This window comes from Xanthomonas hortorum pv. pelargonii, from assembly GCF_024499015.1.
Taxonomy (GTDB): domain Bacteria; phylum Pseudomonadota; class Gammaproteobacteria; order Xanthomonadales; family Xanthomonadaceae; genus Xanthomonas; species Xanthomonas hortorum_B.
Map to the genome: position 1 here is coordinate 1,659,195 of NZ_CP098604.1, position 18,665 is coordinate 1,677,859.

16 protein-coding genes are annotated in these 18,665 nt (G+C 65.0%); 7 read left to right on the forward strand and 9 right to left on the reverse strand.

Annotated elements, in window-relative coordinates; genetic code table 11:
- Positions 1-232 precede the first annotated feature (232 nt).
- A complete protein-coding gene (locus NDY25_RS07400) occupies positions 233-790 on the forward strand; it encodes a fasciclin domain-containing protein (RefSeq protein ID WP_023905297.1) in 558 nt (185 codons plus the stop codon).
- Between the two features lie 372 nt (positions 791-1,162).
- Here NDY25_RS07400 and NDY25_RS07405 read toward each other — a convergent pair whose 3' ends face one another.
- From NDY25_RS07405 to NDY25_RS07420, 4 genes are all read right to left on the reverse strand, one after another.
- Positions 1,163-2,602 (reverse strand): UdgX family uracil-DNA binding protein, encoded by a 1,440-nt coding sequence (locus tag NDY25_RS07405; RefSeq protein ID WP_168957230.1) that lies wholly within the window; start codon positions 2,600-2,602, stop codon positions 1,163-1,165.
- 530 nt (positions 2,603-3,132) lie between these two features.
- Positions 3,133-4,377: a putative DNA modification/repair radical SAM protein gene (locus NDY25_RS07410; protein ID WP_168957231.1), complete on the reverse strand. Its 1,245-nt coding sequence runs from the start codon at positions 4,375-4,377 to the stop codon at positions 3,133-3,135.
- A 317-nt stretch (positions 4,378-4,694) separates the two neighbouring features.
- Positions 4,695-5,513 carry a DODA-type extradiol aromatic ring-opening family dioxygenase gene (locus NDY25_RS07415; RefSeq protein WP_168957232.1) on the reverse strand — a complete coding sequence of 273 codons (819 nt, stop codon included), beginning with the start codon at positions 5,511-5,513 and terminating at the stop codon, positions 4,695-4,697.
- A 32-nt stretch (positions 5,514-5,545) separates the two neighbouring features.
- Complete coding sequence (locus tag NDY25_RS07420; RefSeq protein WP_006448565.1) at positions 5,546-5,956, reverse strand: DoxX family protein; 411 nt, start codon at positions 5,954-5,956, stop codon at positions 5,546-5,548.
- 106 nt (positions 5,957-6,062) lie between these two features.
- Here NDY25_RS07420 and NDY25_RS07425 point away from each other — a divergent pair, with 106 nt between their 5' ends.
- The 5 genes from NDY25_RS07425 to NDY25_RS07445 all read left to right on the forward strand — a co-directional run bounded on the left by NDY25_RS07425 (position 6,063) and on the right by NDY25_RS07445 (position 11,869).
- Positions 6,063-6,998 carry a LysR family transcriptional regulator gene (locus tag NDY25_RS07425; protein ID WP_168957233.1) on the forward strand — a complete coding sequence of 312 codons (936 nt, stop codon included), beginning with the start codon at positions 6,063-6,065 and terminating at the stop codon, positions 6,996-6,998.
- A gap of 54 nt (positions 6,999-7,052) precedes the next feature.
- Entirely contained in the window at positions 7,053-7,622 is a 570-nt protein-coding gene (locus NDY25_RS07430; protein ID WP_168957234.1) for a flavodoxin family protein, read from the forward strand.
- A 223-nt stretch (positions 7,623-7,845) separates the two neighbouring features.
- Entirely contained in the window at positions 7,846-8,841 is a 996-nt protein-coding gene (locus NDY25_RS07435; protein WP_168957235.1) for an aldo/keto reductase, read from the forward strand.
- A gap of 115 nt (positions 8,842-8,956) precedes the next feature.
- A complete protein-coding gene (locus NDY25_RS07440; RefSeq protein WP_168957236.1) occupies positions 8,957-9,652 on the forward strand; it encodes a glycosyltransferase in 696 nt (231 codons plus the stop codon).
- A gap of 147 nt (positions 9,653-9,799) precedes the next feature.
- Complete coding sequence (locus NDY25_RS07445; RefSeq protein ID WP_168957300.1) at positions 9,800-11,869, forward strand: M13 family metallopeptidase; 2,070 nt, start codon at positions 9,800-9,802, stop codon at positions 11,867-11,869.
- 137 nt (positions 11,870-12,006) lie between these two features.
- On the opposite strand, the gene NDY25_RS07450 is transcribed toward NDY25_RS07445, so the two are convergent.
- The gene (locus tag NDY25_RS07450; RefSeq protein WP_168957237.1) at positions 12,007-12,936 is read right to left on the reverse strand and encodes an oxygenase MpaB family protein; all 930 of its coding nucleotides are present in this window, start codon (positions 12,934-12,936) and stop codon (positions 12,007-12,009) included.
- Positions 12,937-13,251: 315 nt separating this feature from the next.
- Here NDY25_RS07450 and NDY25_RS07455 point away from each other — a divergent pair, with 315 nt between their 5' ends.
- Positions 13,252-13,944 (forward strand): hypothetical protein, encoded by a 693-nt coding sequence (locus tag NDY25_RS07455; RefSeq protein WP_168957238.1) that lies wholly within the window; start codon positions 13,252-13,254, stop codon positions 13,942-13,944.
- A gap of 523 nt (positions 13,945-14,467) precedes the next feature.
- Here NDY25_RS07455 and NDY25_RS07460 read toward each other — a convergent pair.
- From NDY25_RS07460 to NDY25_RS07475, 4 genes are all read right to left on the reverse strand, one after another.
- Positions 14,468-16,063: an APC family permease gene (locus NDY25_RS07460; protein ID WP_168957239.1), complete on the reverse strand. Its 1,596-nt coding sequence runs from the start codon at positions 16,061-16,063 to the stop codon at positions 14,468-14,470.
- Between the two features lie 106 nt (positions 16,064-16,169).
- Positions 16,170-16,541 (reverse strand): hypothetical protein, encoded by a 372-nt coding sequence (locus tag NDY25_RS07465; protein WP_168957240.1) that lies wholly within the window; start codon positions 16,539-16,541, stop codon positions 16,170-16,172.
- Between the two features lie 36 nt (positions 16,542-16,577).
- Positions 16,578-17,354 (reverse strand): LytR/AlgR family response regulator transcription factor, encoded by a 777-nt coding sequence (locus tag NDY25_RS07470; RefSeq protein WP_168957241.1) that lies wholly within the window; start codon positions 17,352-17,354, stop codon positions 16,578-16,580.
- Complete coding sequence (locus NDY25_RS07475) at positions 17,351-18,646, reverse strand: sensor histidine kinase (protein ID WP_168957242.1); 1,296 nt, start codon at positions 18,644-18,646, stop codon at positions 17,351-17,353. The genes NDY25_RS07470 and NDY25_RS07475 overlap by 4 nt, the downstream gene beginning before the upstream one ends.
- Positions 18,647-18,665: the final 19 nt, after the last annotated feature.

Below are 18,665 nucleotides of genomic sequence, written 5' to 3' on the forward strand. Positions count from 1 at the left end.
CGCTGGTTCGCCATAGAGTGCTTAAACCGTCAGTCGACATATGTGGCCAGCGCGACTCGAACAGACTCAACCGCAGGCCACCGATCTGCAGTCGCCAGGATGGATGTGCGATGGCGTTGCAGCACAGCATCGCCATGTAAAAAACGCGTGATGCATCCGCGCCGCATCCGGCCGCGTATCCAGCTATACGATTGCCATCCAGGTGATCGCCTACCCAAAGGATCGATGCCTCATGAAGACCTCATTCCAGTCGCTTGCCATTGCCACCGCCATTGCCCTGACCAGCGCGATGGCTCCCGCCTACGCGGCGTCCAACCCGATGGTGGGCGGTGCGCCGATGCTGGTGACCAAGGACATCGTCGACAACGCGGTCAACTCCAAGGATCACACCACCCTGGTCGCCGCAGTCAAGGCCGCCGGCCTGGTCGAGACGTTGAAGGGCCCGGGCCCGTTCACCGTGTTCGCCCCGACCAACGCCGCATTTGCCGCATTGCCGGCCGGCACTGTCGACACCTTGTTGAAGCCCGAATCCAAGCCCACCTTGACCAAGGTGCTGACCTATCACGTGGTGCCGGGCAAGGTTGACGCCGCTTCGCTGATCGCCAAGATCAAGGCCGGCGGCGGCAGCGCGACGCTGACCACCGTGCAGGGCGAGCCGCTCACCGCAAAGCTCAACGGCAAGAAGGTCACCATCACCGACGTCAAGGGCAACACCGCCAACGTCACCATCGCCGATGTGGTGCAGAGCAATGGCGTGATCCACGTGGTCGACAAGGTGCTGATGCCGTAATTGCATCTGGCTGCAGTGCAGCCGGTTGTTGTTGATTGCAGTCGGTTGTTGTTGATCGCATGCGCAGGTAATCCATCGGCGGAATGGAGGGTCATTCCGCCGATGGGGCGCAACAGCCAAGTGCGCTGGCGTTCTCGATAAATTTGACTGCGAGCGTCACCGGTCAATCGCGTTGCATCTCGGTGTACTTCGACGTGTACGCACGATTTTTGTAGGCCAATCCGCTTGTGCCTGGAACCACGTTCCAGGTCTCGCCACCTAACCGCGAAGCGGCGGTGATGGAGCAACTGGTTTCTCAGTGGCTCCACTTGGTGTCTTTGTTCTCCGACACCGTACGCGTGCCATTGCGCGCGTATTTTTATGGCGCGGTGTTTATGGCGCGGGCGAGCTGCCCGCCGACATCGGCGCGTCCAGCAACTGGCGCAGATCCTCTACAAACCCGCGATAGCCTTCTTCGCGCGCCGCAGTCGATGGCTGGCGCAACACCCATGACGGATGCACGGTGGTCAATACCGGCGTGCCGTCGTCCAGGCGCTGCCATTGGCCGCGCTGCTGCATCAAGCGAAAGCCGCTTCCCAACACCGCTTGCGCCGCGGTCGCGCCCAGGCACACGATCTGTGCCGGACGCAGTTGTGCGCGCTCTGCATGCAACCAGCCACTGCAGGCCTGCACATGCGCACGTTCCGGGTTGCGATGCAGACGCCGCTTGCCGCGTTGCTCGAAACGGAAATGCTTGACCGCATTGGTCACATAGACTGTGGCGCGATCGATGCCGATCTCGCCCAGCGCCATATTGAACAAACGCCCGGCCGGCCCTACGAACGGACGCCCGCTCAGATCCTCTTCGTCGCCCGGCTGCTCGCCGATCACCATCACCGATGCATCGTTCGGACCTTCGCCGAACACCGTCTGCGTTGCCGGTTGCCACAACGCGCAACGCCGGCAATCGCGCGCGGCCACGCGCAACTGCGCCAGGCTTTGCGTGGCCACTTCCGGGACCGGCGCTGGCGCGACCGGCACTCGCCGCCGCACCGGTTCGGGCGCACGCTCGGCCATCTCGCGCACGCGCACGCCGGCCTCGCGGATCAGCTCCGGCAACAAGCTCGCCTCGGGCAGATTCTTCCAGTATTTCTGCGGCATCTCCTGCCGCATCATGGTGGGATTGAGCCGCGCCGGATTGAAGATGTGCGCGTAATAGGTGCGCCACAGCGTCTCCTGCGCATCGGCGGCCGGCACCTGCGTACGCACCGCACCCTCGCCGAACGTCAACGCCTCGCCGTCCCACCGCACACTGCGATACGGAGTCAGAATCGCCCAGCGCATTCCGGCGAAACGGCGCGCAAAGAACGGCGCCACCCGATCCACGATCCAGTGTTCGGGCTCGAACCACGCCACGAAGTCTTCCTCTTCCACCGGCAAGCGCCGAAAGCGCACGAACGCCTTCATCTTGTGGGTGTCGCGCTGCACTGCTTTTTGCCACTGCGCCACCCGGTGCACATCGACATCGGTCGCCCGCTCCAGCAACGCCCGCTCGCCGGACGCCACCCGCCATAACAAGCGATACAGCACCGCATAGCGCTGCGGGTCGCGATGACACAGTACCGAGCCCGCCATCTGCAAAAACTCTGCCGACACACGCGGCGGGGCAGCCACCGCCGGCAGGTCCAGCAGACCCTGCCCCATCAACAAGCCACCCTGTGCCCCGCCATTCCACGCAATGGAGTCAGGCTCCACCTGCGCGCACCACCCCGCCCGCGCCAGCGCACGCCATGCATCAAGACTCCAACCTGGCTCAACTTCAGCGCTGAACATCGCTTACACCTGACCTCAAGATTTCCGATCTCGCCACCGCTCTACTGGCGGCACTCTCGTTGCGTTGTTGCAATTTTTTCGCGGGCTTTTGCGGCTATTGCTGCTACTGATATTGCTGGTTGCTGGTTGCTGGTTGCTGGTTGCTTGTCGCTTGTCGCTTGTCGCTTGTCGCTTGTCGCTTGTCGCTTGTCGCTTGTCGCCGTTGATTTTGCTGCACCAAGTCGCCTTAGAGCGAGCCGCGCACCGCAGCCATGCGTGGCCGAAGAGGCGCCCTGTCTGAGCGCAGCGAGTTTGGGCGCCGTGCCGCGCATGGCGAGGAGCACAGGGCACCGGTGCGGCTGTATCGCACCGGATCGCGTCAGGCGACAGCGGTTTTGGTTACTTTTGCCGAAACAAAAGTGACTCGCGCCGACAGGCGCGAAAGCTCTGCACTTGATGAATCGAACAAGACACAAGCACCCATGATCGCGCGCAACCGTACCCTCATCCGCCCTTCGGGCACCTTCTCCCGATGGGAGAAGGGACAAGCGTCAATCGAACAGACTTGCCTGCCGTGGCGCGGGCGCCAACTGCGCGCGTAACCGCACCGGATCGTCCAAGCGCTGGCGCGGATGATGATCCAGCACACTCACAAACGGCAGCAGCTTCTTCATCGGCACCCGCAAGCGCGCCAGATCTCCCACCCGCAAGCGCGCATGCCTGCGCGACAGCAACAAGCGCTCCACATTGCGCGTGCCCAGGCCGGGTACGCGTAGCAGCATCTCGCGCGGTGCCACGTTCAAATCCACCGGAAAGCGCTCCGGATTGCGCAACGCCCACGCCAGCTTCGGGTCCACGTCCAGATCGAGCATGCCGCTGGATTGCGCCGGCGCAATCTCTTCCACGCTGAAGTCGTAGAAGCGCAACAACCAGTCGGCCTGATACAGCCGATGCTCGCGCTGCAACGGTGGTGCCTGCAGCGGCAACTTGGACGAGGCATCCGGGATCGGGCTGAAGGCAGAGTAATACACACGGCGCATCCGGTAATTGCCGTAGAGATTGTGGCTGGTGTCCAGAATGCTGCGGTCGTTGGCGTCGTCGGCACCGACGATCATCTGCGTGCTTTGCCCGGCCGGGGCGAAGCGCGGCGGCTTGGCGCGGCGCACTTTTTCGGCCTTGCGCTCGATCTGATTCTCTTCGATGCGCCAACGCAGTTCGCCCATCGCCGCGCGAATGCCGCCGACGCTTTTCTCCGGGGCCAACAAGGTCAAGCCCTGCTCGGTCGGCAACTCCACGTTGATGCTCAGGCGGTCGGCGTAGCGACCGGCCGCCGCCAGCAACTCCGGCGTCGCATCGGGGATGGTCTTGAGATGGATGTAACCGGCGAAGTGATGCACCTCGCGCAGCTGCCGCGCCACTTCCACCATCTGCTCCATGGTGTAGTCGGAGTTGCGGATGATGCCGCTGGACAGGAACAGGCCTTCGATGTAATTGCGCTTGTAGAAATCCAGCGTCAAGGTGACCACTTCTTCCGGCGTGAAGCGCGCGCGGCGCACGTTACTGGACACCCGATTGACGCAGTACGCGCAATCGAAGATGCAGAAGTTGGTCAGCAAAATCTTCAGCAGCGAGACGCAGCGGCCATCGGGCGTGTACGAGTGGCAGATGCCCATGCCCTCGGTGCTGCCGATGCCGCCGGTGCCGAGCGAATTGCGCTTGTTGGCGCCACTGGAGGCGCAGGAGGCGTCGTATTTGGCGGCGTCGGCGAGGACGGCGAGCTTGTCGAGGATTTTCACGCAAGCAGCATGCAGCGATGGCGTCTCAGTCTGTGAGACTGCCCCGCACGCATCGTGAATGCTTCAGAGCGCTGTGGTGCGGGCGCCATGCCTTGGCGTTGTGCGGCTGGCTGGCTACCGTCGCCATACCTGATGGCGGTGGTGTCCAGCCCGCCGCCGCCCTACGTCATTGCTGCGGGGCGGCGCGCCGTCTGAGCCATGCGTGATGCCTATGGTGCCAGCGTGTCACCGGCACATGCCTGATGGCAACGGTATCGGCATGCTGCCGGCACTTTACGTGTCGGCCACAATGCCGGCGTGCTGCAAGCACGGTGGACTCATGCGGCAACCGGGTCCGCCAGCGCGCGATCCCCATCGAACCGGTAGATATCCATGGCCAGAAGGCCGGCATCGATACCGGCATCGATGCGCTGCGCGCCGAGCCGGTCGCCGCCGGCGGCGCCCATCGCCACATACAGCGGCAGCAGATGCTCGTCGGTGGGATGCGCGCGTGCGGCCTGCGGTGCCTGGCGGCGATAGTCCAATAGCGCGGCGATGTCGTTGTCGACCAACTTGCGTTCGGTCCATTCGATGAAGGGCCGCACGTACGGCGCCTCGCGCTCGGCGCTGTAGCCCTGGCGCGCGTCGTGCAGGTTGTGGGTGATGCTGCCCGAGCCGATCACCAGCACACCTTCATCGCGCAACGGTGCCAGCGCGCGGCCAACCGCAAATTGGTGGGCCGGGCCAAGCTCTGGCTGGATCGATACCGACACCACCGGAATCTCGGCAGCCGGGTACAGCAGGCGCAGCGGCACCCACACGCCATGATCGAAGCCGCGCTGCGGGTCCAGGTGCGGATGCAGGCCGGCTTGCTCCAGCCGGCGCAGGATCTGCTGCGCCAGTGCCGGCTCGCCGGGCGCGGGATACTCCAGCTCGTACAGCGGCGCAGGAAACCCGCCGAAGTCGTGGATGGTGGCCGGCCGCGCAGCACCACTGATCAGCGGGCGGCGGCCCAGCCAATGCGCCGACGCAACGACAATCGCGCGCGGCCGCGGCAAGGTCTGCGCAAGCTCGGCCAGGCGCTCGCCGACCTGCCCCGGCTGCAGCGCAGTCATCGGCGATCCATGCGAGATGTACAGGGAAGGCAAGCGGGTCATGGACAACTCCTCGTGAATAAAAAACAACCGCCTCAGCGCGCCGGCTTCAACGCCAGGGCGCCATCGCCAAGCAGCGATTGCACGATCAGCAACACCGCCCACAGCGCCGGATATTCCCAGCCGCCGCCCGGATTGGAGAAGCCGAAGCCATTGGCGCCATGCACGCTGACGATGGTGCCCAACAGCAGCGGCACGCCCAACAGCGCAACCCAGCGCGCGTAGATGCCCAACAGCAGGGACAGGCCCAGGCCGAGTTCCAATGCGATGGTGAGGTAGCCCAACGCGCCGGGCAGGCCGAGCGACTGGAAATAGGCCGCCGTGCCGGCCGGGGTGAACACCAGCAGCTTGGTCAGGCCGTGCACCAGGAACAGCGCGCCCAGACTGATGCGCAACAGGGCCGTGCCGTAAGCGGCGGTACGCGGGGAAGCAAGGGAAGTGGACATTCGACAGACTCCGGTGAGGACCTGCACAGCCTATTACTTACAAATTTCTGATAAATAGTCTTGATTCGGATAATTTATTGCGATCAAAGCAATAATCGGATCAGCCATGGATACCCTCGACGCAATGCGCGTATTCACCGCAGTGGCCGAACGTAGCGGCTTCAGCGCTGCGGCCGATGCGCTGGACCGCTCCACCGCCAGCGTCACCCGCCAGGTCGCCGCGCTCGAACAGCGCCTGGGCACCCGCCTGCTCAACCGCACCACCCGGCGGGTCAGCCTGACCAGCGCCGCCACCGCGTATTACCAGCGCTGCCTGCAGCTGCTGGCCGATCTGGACGACCTGGAGGCCACCGTGGGCGCCCAGGCGCTGGAACCGGCCGGAGTGCTGCGCGTCAACGCGCCGGTGAGCTACGGTATCGAACGGCTGGCCGCGTTGCTGCCGGGTTTTCGCACGCGCTACCCGCAGGTGGAGCTCGACCTGTCGCTGTCCGACCGCCTGGTCGACATGGTCGAAGAAGGCTTCGATGTGGCCATCCGCATCACCCGCCAGCCCGCGCCGACGCTGATCGCCCGCCAGCTGGGCAAGGTGCGGCTGCTCACGTGTGCGGCGCCGGCCTATCTGGCACGCGCGGGCACGCCCAGGCATCCATCCGACCTGGCAGGCCACGAATGTCTGCTCTATCACTACTCGCCCAATGGCGACGAGGTGCGCTTCCATGGCCCCGATGGCGATACCACTGTGCGCATCCACGGCGGGCTGCGTGCCAATAACGGGCATGTGTTGAGCGCGGCGGCGGTGGCCGGCCAGGGCATTGCGATGCAGCCGGATTTTCTGGCCGACGACCACCTCGCCGCCGGGCGCCTGGTACGCATTCTTCCCGAGTACGAGCTGGCCGATATCGGCATCTTCGCGGTCTATACCAGCCGCAGCCATCTGGCGCCGAAGGTGCGCAGCTTCATCGATTACCTGGTCGAGACGATGGGCGATTGCGCACCTGGTCTGGCGGCCTCGGCAACAGTTCGTCCCGGCAGTGGTCATTAACCTGTCGGCCCACGTGTGCGCACAATCCTGATCCCCTCGGTTCAAGGACTGCCCATGAACAAGATCGCTATCGTGTATTTCAGCGGCTATGGCCACACCGTCAAACTGGCCGAAGCCGTGCAGGCCGGCGCCGCCAGCGTCGGCGAGGCCACGCTGTATCGCATCGACCAGGACGGCAACCTGCCCGACGACGCCTGGGAGGCGATCGGTGCGGCCGATGCCATCATCTACGGCAGCCCCACCTACATGGGCGGGCCGGCGTGGCAGTTCAAGAAATTTGCCGACACCAGTTCCAAGCCGTGGTTTGCGCAGGCGTGGAAGGACAAGATTGCGGCCGGCTTCACCAACTCAGCGTCGGTCAACGGCGACAAGTACGCCACCATCCAGTACTTCTGGACGTTGTCCCAGCAGCACGGCCAGGTCTGGATCGGCACCGGCTTGCTGCCGGCCAACACCAAGGCACACGGCCCGCAGGACATCAACTGGACCGCCGGCTCGGCAGGCGCACTGGCGATCTCGCCCTCCGATGCCTCGCCGGAAGAAGCGCCGCGCAGCGGCGATCTTGAAACCGCCAAGCTGCTCGGCAAGCGCATTGCCGAATTCGCCGGCAAGCTCAAGGGCTGACGCGGCAGGTAGTTGCGTCCGCGTAAAGGCCCGTGCATGGCGGCAGGCTTCGGTCTGCCGGGATGCGCGGGCTTTTGCGTCGTGGCGCAATCGGTGCGGTTGCCATGCCGCAACGGCCTGCAACGGCCGCAACCGCGACGCTTCACCGGTCGAGCCACATCGCCCTAACGCCACCCACGCCATGCTTGGCCCCGCCCTTTTGACCGCACGGAGTTCCCCCACCATGCAAACCCGCACGCTTGGCCGTTCCGGCCCCACCGTCTCTGCACTCGGCCTCGGCTGCATGGGCATGAGCGCGTTCTACGGCAATCGCAGCGACGAGGCCGGCTCGATCAAGGTGATCCATCGCGCGCTCGATCAGGGCATCAGCCTGCTCGACACCGCCGACATGTACGGCCCGCACACCAACGAGATCCTGGTCGGCAAGGCGATCGCCTCGCGCCGGCATGAAGTGTTCCTGGCCACCAAGTTCGGCATCAAGCTCGATGCCAACGACCCCTCGGTGCGCGGTATCGATGGCAGCCCGGCGTACGTGCAGTCGGCCTGCGAAGCCAGCCTGCGCCGCCTGGGGGTGGAGCATATCGACCTGTATTACCAGCACCGCGTGGATCCCAACGTGCCGATCGAAGACACCGTGGGTGCGATGGCGCGTCTGGTCGAACAGGGCAAGGTGCGTTTTCTTGGGCTCTCCGAAGCGGCTGCGGACACCATTGCACGTGCGCATGCGGTGCATCCGATTACTGCCGTACAGACCGAATACTCGCTGTGGTCGCGCGAGCCGGAAGACAACGGCGTGTTCGCTGCGGTGCGTGAGCTCGGGATCGGCTTCGTGCCGTATTCGCCGCTAGGGCGCGGTTTTCTTACCGGCGCGTTCTCCTCGCCGGACGATTTCGACGCCGACGATTACCGGCGCCATTCGCCGCGTTTCCAGGGCGACAACTTCACCCGCAACCTGCAACTGGTGGAACAGGTCAAGGCGATCGCTGCCGACAAGGGCATCACACCCGGACAGCTGGCGCTTGCCTGGGTACTGGCGCAAGGCCAGGATCTGGTGCCGATCCCGGGCACCAAGCGTCTGGCCTATCTGGAAGAAAACATCGGCGCGCTCGAGGTGGCGCTGATGCCGGACGAGCTGGCACGCATCGATGCGATTTTCCCGGCACAGGCCGCGGCCGGCACGCGCTACCCGGAAGCGATGATGGCCACCGTCAACCGCTGAGCCGGCCTTCGCATCCTGCCTGCGGTCGCACCCGCTGTGGCGGCCGCAGGCACTCACGCCATTGCATCGGCGTGGCTCGCACACTTGGCGCATCCTCACCTGGGCCGCGCGTCAGATGCTGTCTTTCGTAATCCCCGCCCACGACGAAGCCGCGCTGATCGGCGACACGCTGCAGTGCCTGCATGGCTGCGCGCGGACCATGCAGCTGGACTACGAGGTCATCGTGGTGGCCGATGCCTGCGAGGACGACACCGCAGCCATCGCGCGTGCGCATGCTGCGCAGGTGCTGGAGGTACAACTGCGCCATATCGCCGCCACCCGCAATGCCGGCGCGCAATTGGCATGCGGCGAGCAGTTGTTGTTTCTGGATGCGGACACGCTGATCAACCCGCAGGTGGTGGGCGCGGCATTGGCGGCGCTGGAGGCCGGTGCCGTGGGCGGTGGCGCGCAGGTGCACCTGCAGGGCAGGCGCGTGTGGTCCGAGCGCACCGCACAGGCGATCTTTGGCTGGTTGTTTCGTGTCAGCGGCATTGCGCCCGGCTGCTTTCTGTTCTGCACGCGCGCGGCGTTCGTCAGCGCGGGTGGCTTCGATACGCGTTACTACGCCGGTGAGGATGTGGCGTTGAGCCGTGCGCTGGCACGCTGCGGGCGGTTCGTGATCCTGCGCCAGACCGTGCATACCTCAGACCGCAAGCTGCGCAGCTTTTCCAAGCGCGAACACCTGGGCTTGCTGCTGCGTTTCCTCTGGCGCGGGCGGCGCATGCTGCAGACCCGCGATGCGCTCGGCTTCTGGTATCAGCGCCGGCGCTGAACCGGGCGTGTCCACCCATGCTGGCGTATGTCCAGCGTCGTCTACAAGCCGGGACGTGACGCTGGCAGCCACTTACACTGCGATGTCTATCCCGGTTTCGAGCTGCGCCGCATGGCCCATTTGTACCGCCCTGTCCTGATCGCTGCGCTGTCTGCGGCGCTGCTGAGCACCGCCGCGTGTCACCGCGATGGCAGCACACCTGCCTCCACAGCCACCACTAAGCCGGCACCCAGCACGCCGAAATTGGGCGATTTCGGCTTCGATGTGGCGGGCATGGATCGCGGCGTGGCGCCGGGCGACGACTTCTTCGGGTATGCCAGCGGCAACTGGGTCAAGACCACGCAGATTCCCGACGACCGCTCCAGTTACAACAGCTTCGCCAGCATTGCCATCGAGACCGAGCGGCACAGCCGCGACATCATCGAAGGCGCGGCCGCCAACGACCGCGTCACCGGCGAAGACAAGCAGATCGGCGATTACTACGCGGCCTACATGGACGAAGCCGGCATCGAGGCCAAGGGCGTGCGCCCGGTGCAACCGGCACTGGATGCGATCGCGCAACTGGACGACAAGCAGGCGCTGGCGCGCACGTTGGGCGGCCAATTGCGCGCCGATGTGGACCTGCTCAATTCCACCAATTTCTACACCGACCGGCTGTTCGGGCTGTGGATCACCCAGGACCTGCATCACCCCGGGCGTTATGTGCCGTATCTGGTGCAGGGCGGCCTGGGCATGCCCGACCGCAGCTTCTATCTGGATGGCGGGCGCATGCCGCAACTGCGCGATGCCTACCGCGCGTACATCGTCAAGCTGTTGCATCTGGCCGGCATCAGCGATGCACCAGCCCGCGCAGAGCGCATCCTGGCGCTGGAAACCGCGATGGCGCATGTGCATGCCACCGCCGAACAGACCAACAACGTGCCGGCCGGCGCCAATGCGTGGAAACAGGCCGATTTCGCACGTCACGCACCGGGTCTGGACTGGACGCTGTTCTTCGAGGCGGCGGGCTTGAAATCGCAGCAGGACTTCATCGTCTGGCAGCCGCAGGCGGTGGCCGGGTTGTCGGCGCTGGTGCAGTCGCAGCCGCTGCAGACCTGGAAGGACTATCTGAGCTTTCGTGAGCTGGATCGCGCCTCGCCGTATCTGTCCAAGGCCTTCGCCGATGCACGCTTCGCGTTCTACGGCACCACGCTGGAGGGCACCCCGCAACAACGCCAGCGCTGGAAGCGCGCCATCGATGCGACCAATGCGGCGTTGGGCGAGGCGGTCGGCAAACGCTACGTACAGAAGTACGTGAGCGCGCAGACCAAGGCGCGCACCGAAGAGATGGTCAGGAACATCGTCACCGCCTTCGGCCAGCGCATCGATGCATTGGCGTGGATGAGCCCGGAGACCAAGCAGCACGCCAAGGCGAAGATCGCCGGGTTGACGGTGGCGGTGGGATATCCGGATACCTGGCGCGACTACAGCGGCCTGGACGTGCGCCGCGACGATGCATTGGGCAATGCGGAGCGCGCCAAACTGTTCGAGTACCGCCGTAACCTGGCCAAACTGGGCAAGGCCGTGGATCACCGCGAGTGGTACATGCTGCCGCAGGAAGTCAACGCACTGAACGTCCCGCTGGAAAACCGCCTGCTGTTTCCGGCCGCGATCCTGCAGCCGCCGTTCTTCGACCCGGCCGCCGACGATGCGGTGAACTACGGCGCGATCGGCGCGGTGATCGGTCATGAGATCAGCCACAGCTTCGACAATATGGGCGCGCTGTTCGACGAACATGGCGAGCTGCACAACTGGTGGACGCCGCAGGATCTGAAAAAATTTGCGACCGCCAGCGATGCGCTTGCCGCGCAGTTCAGCGCCTACCGGCCATTCGACGACCTGGCGGTCAACGGCAAGCTGACGCTGGGCGAGAACATCGCCGATGTTGCCGGTCTGGCCACTGCGTACGACGCGTATCAACTGTCGTTGCAGGGCAAGCAGCCGCACACCATCGATGGCTTCAGCCCGGATCAGCGCTTTTTCCTGGGCTTTGCGCAGGCCTGGCGCAGCAAGTACCGCGACGCTGCGCTACGCAACGCGGTGCTCACCGACGTACACGCGCCTGGACGCTTCCGCGCGCAGACGGTGCGCAATCTCGATGCCTGGTATCCGGCGTTCGATGTGAAGCAGGGCGAGCAGTTGTATCTGGCGCCAGAGCAGCGGGTGCGGATTTGGTAGGTGGTGGCGGACAGTAACGACTATTGCCATGCAAGACGTAGAGCGGGATTTGTGGGTCTGGAGCATGTGCCTCTTCGCCGTACCCTCACCCCAACCCCTCTCCCGCGGGGAGAGGGGCTAAAGCGCTGAGCGAGCGCTCACCCCTCTCCCGGCCACTGCAACAACATCGTCGGCGGCAACTGCATCCGCCGACACGCACGCGCAGACAATCCATCACGGCGTAACGCAGTGCGAAACAGTGGCGACAGGCTGCGCAACAGACGCGCCGAGGCACGCGCCTGCGTGCGTTGCAGTGTGGTGCGGCCAAGCATGTCGCTGGCCCAGCCCGGCAGCAGGGCAGTGCCGGCGCCGAGAAACACACCGCGCGATAAACCTGCCGCAGGCACCGGCAGCTGGATACTGGTGAGAATGTCGAGCACCTCGCGCGAGCGTGCGTCCATGCGCAGTTGCCCGCGCACGCCGGCGAAATACGCATCCACCTGCGCCTCGCTGGCTGGCACGTCGGTGGCGCCGAGCGCTTCGGCCACACGTCGCGCTTCGTCGTAATAGCGGTCGGCGATGGCAACCGGCACGTCGCGGCAATAGCGCCGGCAGCCCTGCAAAAAGCCGTAGGCCTCGGTGACATGCACCCAGGTCAGCAGCTGTGGATCGTTGGCCTCGTATGCCACGCCGTCGGCGGTATGGCCGCGGATATGCGTATGGATGGTGCGCACGCGGGCGATCAATTGCTCGGCTTCCGCACGCGGTGCGTAGGTGGTGCCGGCAACGAAATTGGTGGTTCTGCGCAGCCGCCCGATCAGGTCGGCGCGGAAGTTGGAATGGTCGTAGACCCCGGCCAGCGCGCGCGGGTGCAGCAGCTGCAGCATCAACGCGCACAGCCCGCCGGACAGCATGCCGGGGAACTCCGAATGCACGCGCCAGGTGACGCTGTCGGGCCCGAAGATGCCGGGATCGCCCAACGGCTGGTCGTATTCGATACTGCTCTGGCCACGTGGAAACGCGCCCAGCACCCAGCGGCGGATCTGTTCGGCGGCGGGGGCGGTGAGGGTACGCAAGACGGTAGACATGCGGCGATGATACGCAGCCGTTTGCAACGCCATGTCGTGGTTGCGCTGCGTTTCCGCTCACGGCGGCACTGCGGCGGGCTGGTCCGTGCAGGGGTTGGCCGGCTGCCGCAGCACGCGTTCTCCACGCGCGCGCAGGTGTGCAGTGCAGCAAGAAACGGGCCGCAGCGTGGCCGCCCTGCGGATCAGAACGCGGCAGACCGCCTGAATACTGCGATTTGTGCGCGAGTGCGCAGGAATGCATGGCGATTGGTTCGCATCGGGCATTGCCATGCACAGCGAAAGTGCTAGAACTAAGGCCGTCTGACAAAACGCCGCATGATCGTGTGGTGTTGGGTCGGTCGCTCCAGCGCATCTGGCAATCGCCAGTGCAGCAAGTCGTTCGTACCAGCCATCCGTCGGGAGCTTGTCATGATCGCTTTGTTCCAGGGTTTGGGCCTGCTATTGCAGGACAACGCACTCCATCGCCTCTCCTTCGACGAGCAGGTCGCCAAGTGGCGCGAAAAGACCGACCAGCAGCTCGACGAGGAGCTCGCCTTGCTCACGGTGGCGAAGAAACAATGGGTGATCGCCTCGATCATCGGCTGGCAGGCGATCTCGCTGGTGCTGCTGGGGGTGATCACGCACCAGCTGTGGCAGAACGACTACCACCTGACCTTCAGCCGCGTGGTGATCATCTTTACTTCGTGGGCGTCGATCCTGTTCGTCATGTGGTACATCGCCGATCTGTTCGATCACAGCGCCGGTTTCGAACGCTGGTTACGCGCCTTCAATAGCCGCGCGCGGCTGACGCCGGACGCCGATTCGGTCGAATGCGTCGCCGATGCGTTGGACATGACCCGCAGCTACCCGGAAGTGCTGCGCTACAAGCAGGAGGTGACCTCCAGGCGCGAGCTGCGCCATGAGGACATCGTCAACATGCGCGAGATGGGCCGGCTACGCCGCTACACCGAATTGCTGCGCGATCTGGACCGTTTCGACGGCGCGCCGCGCTTGGTGGCCAACGCCTGAAGCCTTGAGCACCGATCACAGAAGAGAACGCGCAATTCGAATGCAAAACGGCCGATGCAGCTCCATCGGCCGTTTTGCATTCAGCACCGACAATTCGCCCTGATTCGGACGCACGCCAGGTGCGTCGAGTCGCTGTGTCATGGCCTTAGTGAGCCTTTGAAGCAGGAGTCGAATGACGCGGTGGCGCCAGCGGGTTCGAACGACTAGAACTCAATCACACGAACAGGGCCTGCAAACTCATCGGACAGTAGCTCCGCCAAGAACACAGCATCCTCCAGAGACTCATCCGGGCCATGCGCCGCGGTGAGCATGGAATACGGTGCCGAGCCATCTCCCACGCACAAGTCATCGATCAGGTTCTCGATGCGGTCTGCATCGACGCCGACTACACCGACGTAGTTGACACCTTCAGCGATCCAGTCGACGACCAGAGCTGCTAGCCCTGGCCGTTCGCCGTGCAGTGAATGCAGAACAATCTTGCGCGGATTCGGAATTGCGTTCTAAGGAAGATGCGCAGCCCCACTCAAGCCCGCGCAACCGCCTGTTCCACCGACGGCGTACGCCAACCGCTGCGCACGCCCCAGATGTAGAACACCACGCCGACCGCCGCGACCACCGCCAGATCGGTGCCGTAGCTGAGATAGCCATGCCCGCCGAAGTCGCTGCTGCCGGCCCAGGACAGCAGCGCGATCATCGGCAGGTAGCAGATCATCCAGGCGGCGCCCTTGAGGTTGCGGCCCAGATCCGGCCAGCCCTGCTTGGCCTGGTAGTAGCAGTACACCGGCAGCGCCACGACCATCAGCAGGATGATCTCGCCGGTCAGCGGCCAGCGCGCCCAGTACAGCAGCTCGGTGGCCATCACGAAGGCCACACCGGCCAGCACCGGCAGCGCGGCGATGCGCAGCGGGCGATGCAGCTCCGGGGCATGACGGCGCAGCGCCATCGCGCTGATCGGGCCGGTGAGGTAGGAAATGATGGTCGCCACCGAGATCACTGCCGCCAGCGTGCCCCAGCCGCGGAAGAAGAACAGGAACACGAACGACACCGCCAGGTTGAAGAACATCGCCATGCGCGGCACGCCCCAGACCGGGTGCAGCTTGCCCAGCACCGACGGCATGGTGCCGTTCTTTTCCATGCCGTAGACCATGCGCGCGGTGGTGGCGGTATAGGTGATGCCGGTACCGCTGGGACTCACGAAGGCATCGATGTACAGCAGCATCGCCAGCCAATGCAGGTTGACGATGATGGCCAGCTCGGCGAACGGCGAGCGGAAATCGATGCCGTGCCAGCCGGCCTTGGCCAGCAACTCCGGCGGCACCGCGCCGATGTAGGCCACCTGCAGGATCACGTAGACCACCGTGGCCAGCGCGATCGAGCCCAGCACCGCGAACGGGATGCTGCGGCCCGGGTTGCGCGCCTCGCCGGCCAGGTTCACCGGGCTCTGGAAGCCGTTGAAGCTGAAGACGATGCCGGCGGTGGCCACGGCGGTGAGCACCGCCGCCAGGTCGATCACGTGTTCGTCGCCGTGGATGCCGACGCTGAAGTTTTCGCTATGGAAGCCGCTGGCGATCAAGGCCACGCCGGTCGCTGCCGGCACCACCAGCTTGAACACGGTGATCAAGGTGTTGGAGCGCGCGAACAGCTTGACGCTCCAGAAATTCAGGAAGAAATACACCAGCACCAGCACCGCCGAGATCAGCAGGCCGGGGACAGACAACTCCCCTGCTCCACCGGGCGCCTGCACGTACAAGCCTTGCGCCCACGCCCACGGCCAGGAGGCCATGTATTGCACCGAGGCCTCGGCCTCGACCGGAATCACCGAGACGATCGCGATCCAGTTGGCCCAGCCGGCGATGAAGCCCACCAGCGAGCCGTGCGAGTAATGGCTGTAACGCACCATGCCGCCGGACTCGGGGAACATGGCGCCTAGTTCGGCGTAGGAAAGTGCAATGGTGGTGATGATCGCCGCGCCCAGAATCCAGGCCCAGATCGCGCCGGGGCCGGCCAGACCGGCGGCGCGCCAGGCGCCAAACAACCAGCCGGAGCCGATGATCGAGCCCAGGCCGGTAAGCATGAGGGCGAAGGGGCCAACGTCGCGGCGTAGCGATTGTTCGGACATGAAGAGCCTGGCTGTGAGGACGCCGTGAACCGGCAACAAGCCTGTAATGATCGCAGAAGCGGCCGCTCATCGTCAGTGCGTATTCAGGCTTGTGTCCGACAACCACCTAGCCGTGGCAATCGGTGCTGGGTGCCTTGGCATCCACGCAGGTATGCGCCTCACGCGGGACGCCACGCAGTGCGCGCACCTGCCCTGGGGCCAACGCAAAGCTGTCCAGGGTGGTACGTGCGCAGGCCGGTGTGGCTGCCGCAGCGCCGGCCGTGCGCGCGGCGCAGTGTTCTTCATAGACCAGGTAATGGCAGTGGCCGCTGCTGCTGGCCAGGCAATGCACGTTGGTTTCGGTGGCGGTGGCCAGGGTCTTGCTGAAGATCACGTCCTGGCCATTGCTGGTGGTGCGGGTGATGGAAGTGGTGCCGTTACGGTCGTGGCAGCCGGCCAACGCAAGCAGGCAATACACGAGGGAGGCGATCAGGCGCATTGAGGCAATCCTTTCAGTCGATGCGATTGGGGGGAACTACATGCCACGGAACAGGCTCATGAACGGCTGGCTGACGGTGAGCGTTTCGCTGCGCCCGCGCAGGGCCAGCCGCCCCTTGCCGGTGTCGTCGCGTACCACCGAGGCGACCGCCTTCATGTTGACGATGGTGGAGCGGTGGATCTGCTTGAACACCTGCGGGTCCAGCACGTCGAGCAACTCGCGCAGCGGTGTGCGCAGGATCGCTTCGCCGGCGGCCGTCATCACCGTGGTGTATTTCTGATCGGCCTGGAAGTACGCCACCTCGTCCAGCGCGATCAGACGTGTCTCGCGGCCGCTGCTGGCGGTGAGCCAGGCCAGCGGCGGTTGCGCGCTGGGCGCAGCCGGGCGTGCGGACAGGCGCTGCAATAGGGCCTCCAGCACGCTGCCATCCGGCTGGCCGGCGGCGGCGCGCTGTTGCACGCGCTGCCAGGTGGCCTGCAGGCGCTCGCGGGCGATCGGCTTGAGCAGGTAATCCACCGCGCCGTGTTCGAACGCATCGATGGCGTACTGATCGTAGGCGGTGACGAAGACCACCTGGGTGTGCGGGCTGCTCTCGCGCATCGCACGTGCCACTTCGATGCCGGTGAGGCCGGGCATGCGGATATCCAGAAACACCACATCGGGTTGTTGCGCGGCGATGGTTTCCAGCGCGCTGGCGCCGTCCTCGCATTCGCCCACGATCTGCAGTTGCGGGCACACCTGCGCCAGCAACTGCAGCAACGATTGCCGCAGCAATGCCTCGTCTTCGGCGATCACCGCACGTAACGCACTCATGCCTGCACCTGCGTGGTGTGTGTCTGCGGGTTGGGCAATGGCGGCGGCATGCTCACCGCTGCGATATGCGCGGGCAGCGGCAAGCTGATCGTGGCGGCCACCCCGCTGGGGAAGTTGGAGACGATGGCGAAGCTGGCCTTGCCGGCGTAGATCAGCTGCAGCCGCTCGCGCAGGTTCTTCAAACCGATGCCGGTGCCCTGACTGTGGGTGTTGAAGCCCTGGCCATCGTCGGCCACGGTGAGCGTGGCATGGTCGTCGATGCGACGCGCCAGGATCCACACCGTGCCGCCGCCGGGCTTGGGTTCCAGGCCATGCTTGATCGCGTTTTCCACCAGCGTCTGCAACATCATCGAGGGCAGCTGCAGCGCGCGCAGCTCGTACGGCACTTCCACCTGCAAGGCCAGCCGCGCGCCCATGCGGATGCGCAGGATTTCCAGATAGGCCTGGGTGCGTTCGAGTTCTTCGCCCAGGCTGGAGATGGCACCGTCGGCACTGGGCAACGAGCTGCGCAGGTACTGGATCAGGTGCCCGATCATGATCTCGGCGCGCGGCGGGTCGGTGCGCGCCAGCACCTGCGCGCTGGCCAGCGTGTTGTAGAGAAAGTGCGGCTCGACCTGCGCATGCAGCAGATTCAGCCGTGCCACCGCCAGTTCCTTCTCCATCACCGATTGCTCGGCCGCGGCCTGCTCGTCGCGACGCTGCTCGCCAACCCGGCGTACCACCGCACGATTGATCGCCTCGGCGTTCTCGAAATTGCTGCCCTCGTCCACTGCGAACAAATCGACCCAGGCGCCGGCATCGGGTTCGCATAACACGGTGACGCTGCTGGTGCCCTGCCCCGGCGTGATCGTGACCAGCACCTGATTGCGCTTGATCGCAAAGCGCGCGAACAGATTCCAGCGCGAGGGCTGACGTCCTTCATAGGGATCGATACGGCGCACCTTGGCGCGGATCAGCAGGCTGCCCGGTGCGCATTCGATGTCCTGCACGCGCGGCAGTGCGCGCACCGCTTCTTCGACGACGGCGAAGCTGGCCTGCACGTCCAGTGGCACTTCGATCTGGCGCCGTTGGCGGGTGGACAAGGTGTCGTGATCCAGACGACCGGCGATCAGCCGCACCCGCCGCACATGCGTGATCGCACTCATCAAGGCCAGCGTCAGCAGCACCACGCAGATCAGCCCGAAGAATGCGCCGGTGGAACCGAACAGCTGCGCCCACATGATCCCGGCCACCACCAACGCGGCAGCCCAGGCGAACACGATACGCACGATCAGAAAGACGCTGGCAGACACGGGGGCGAGCTCGTTGGGT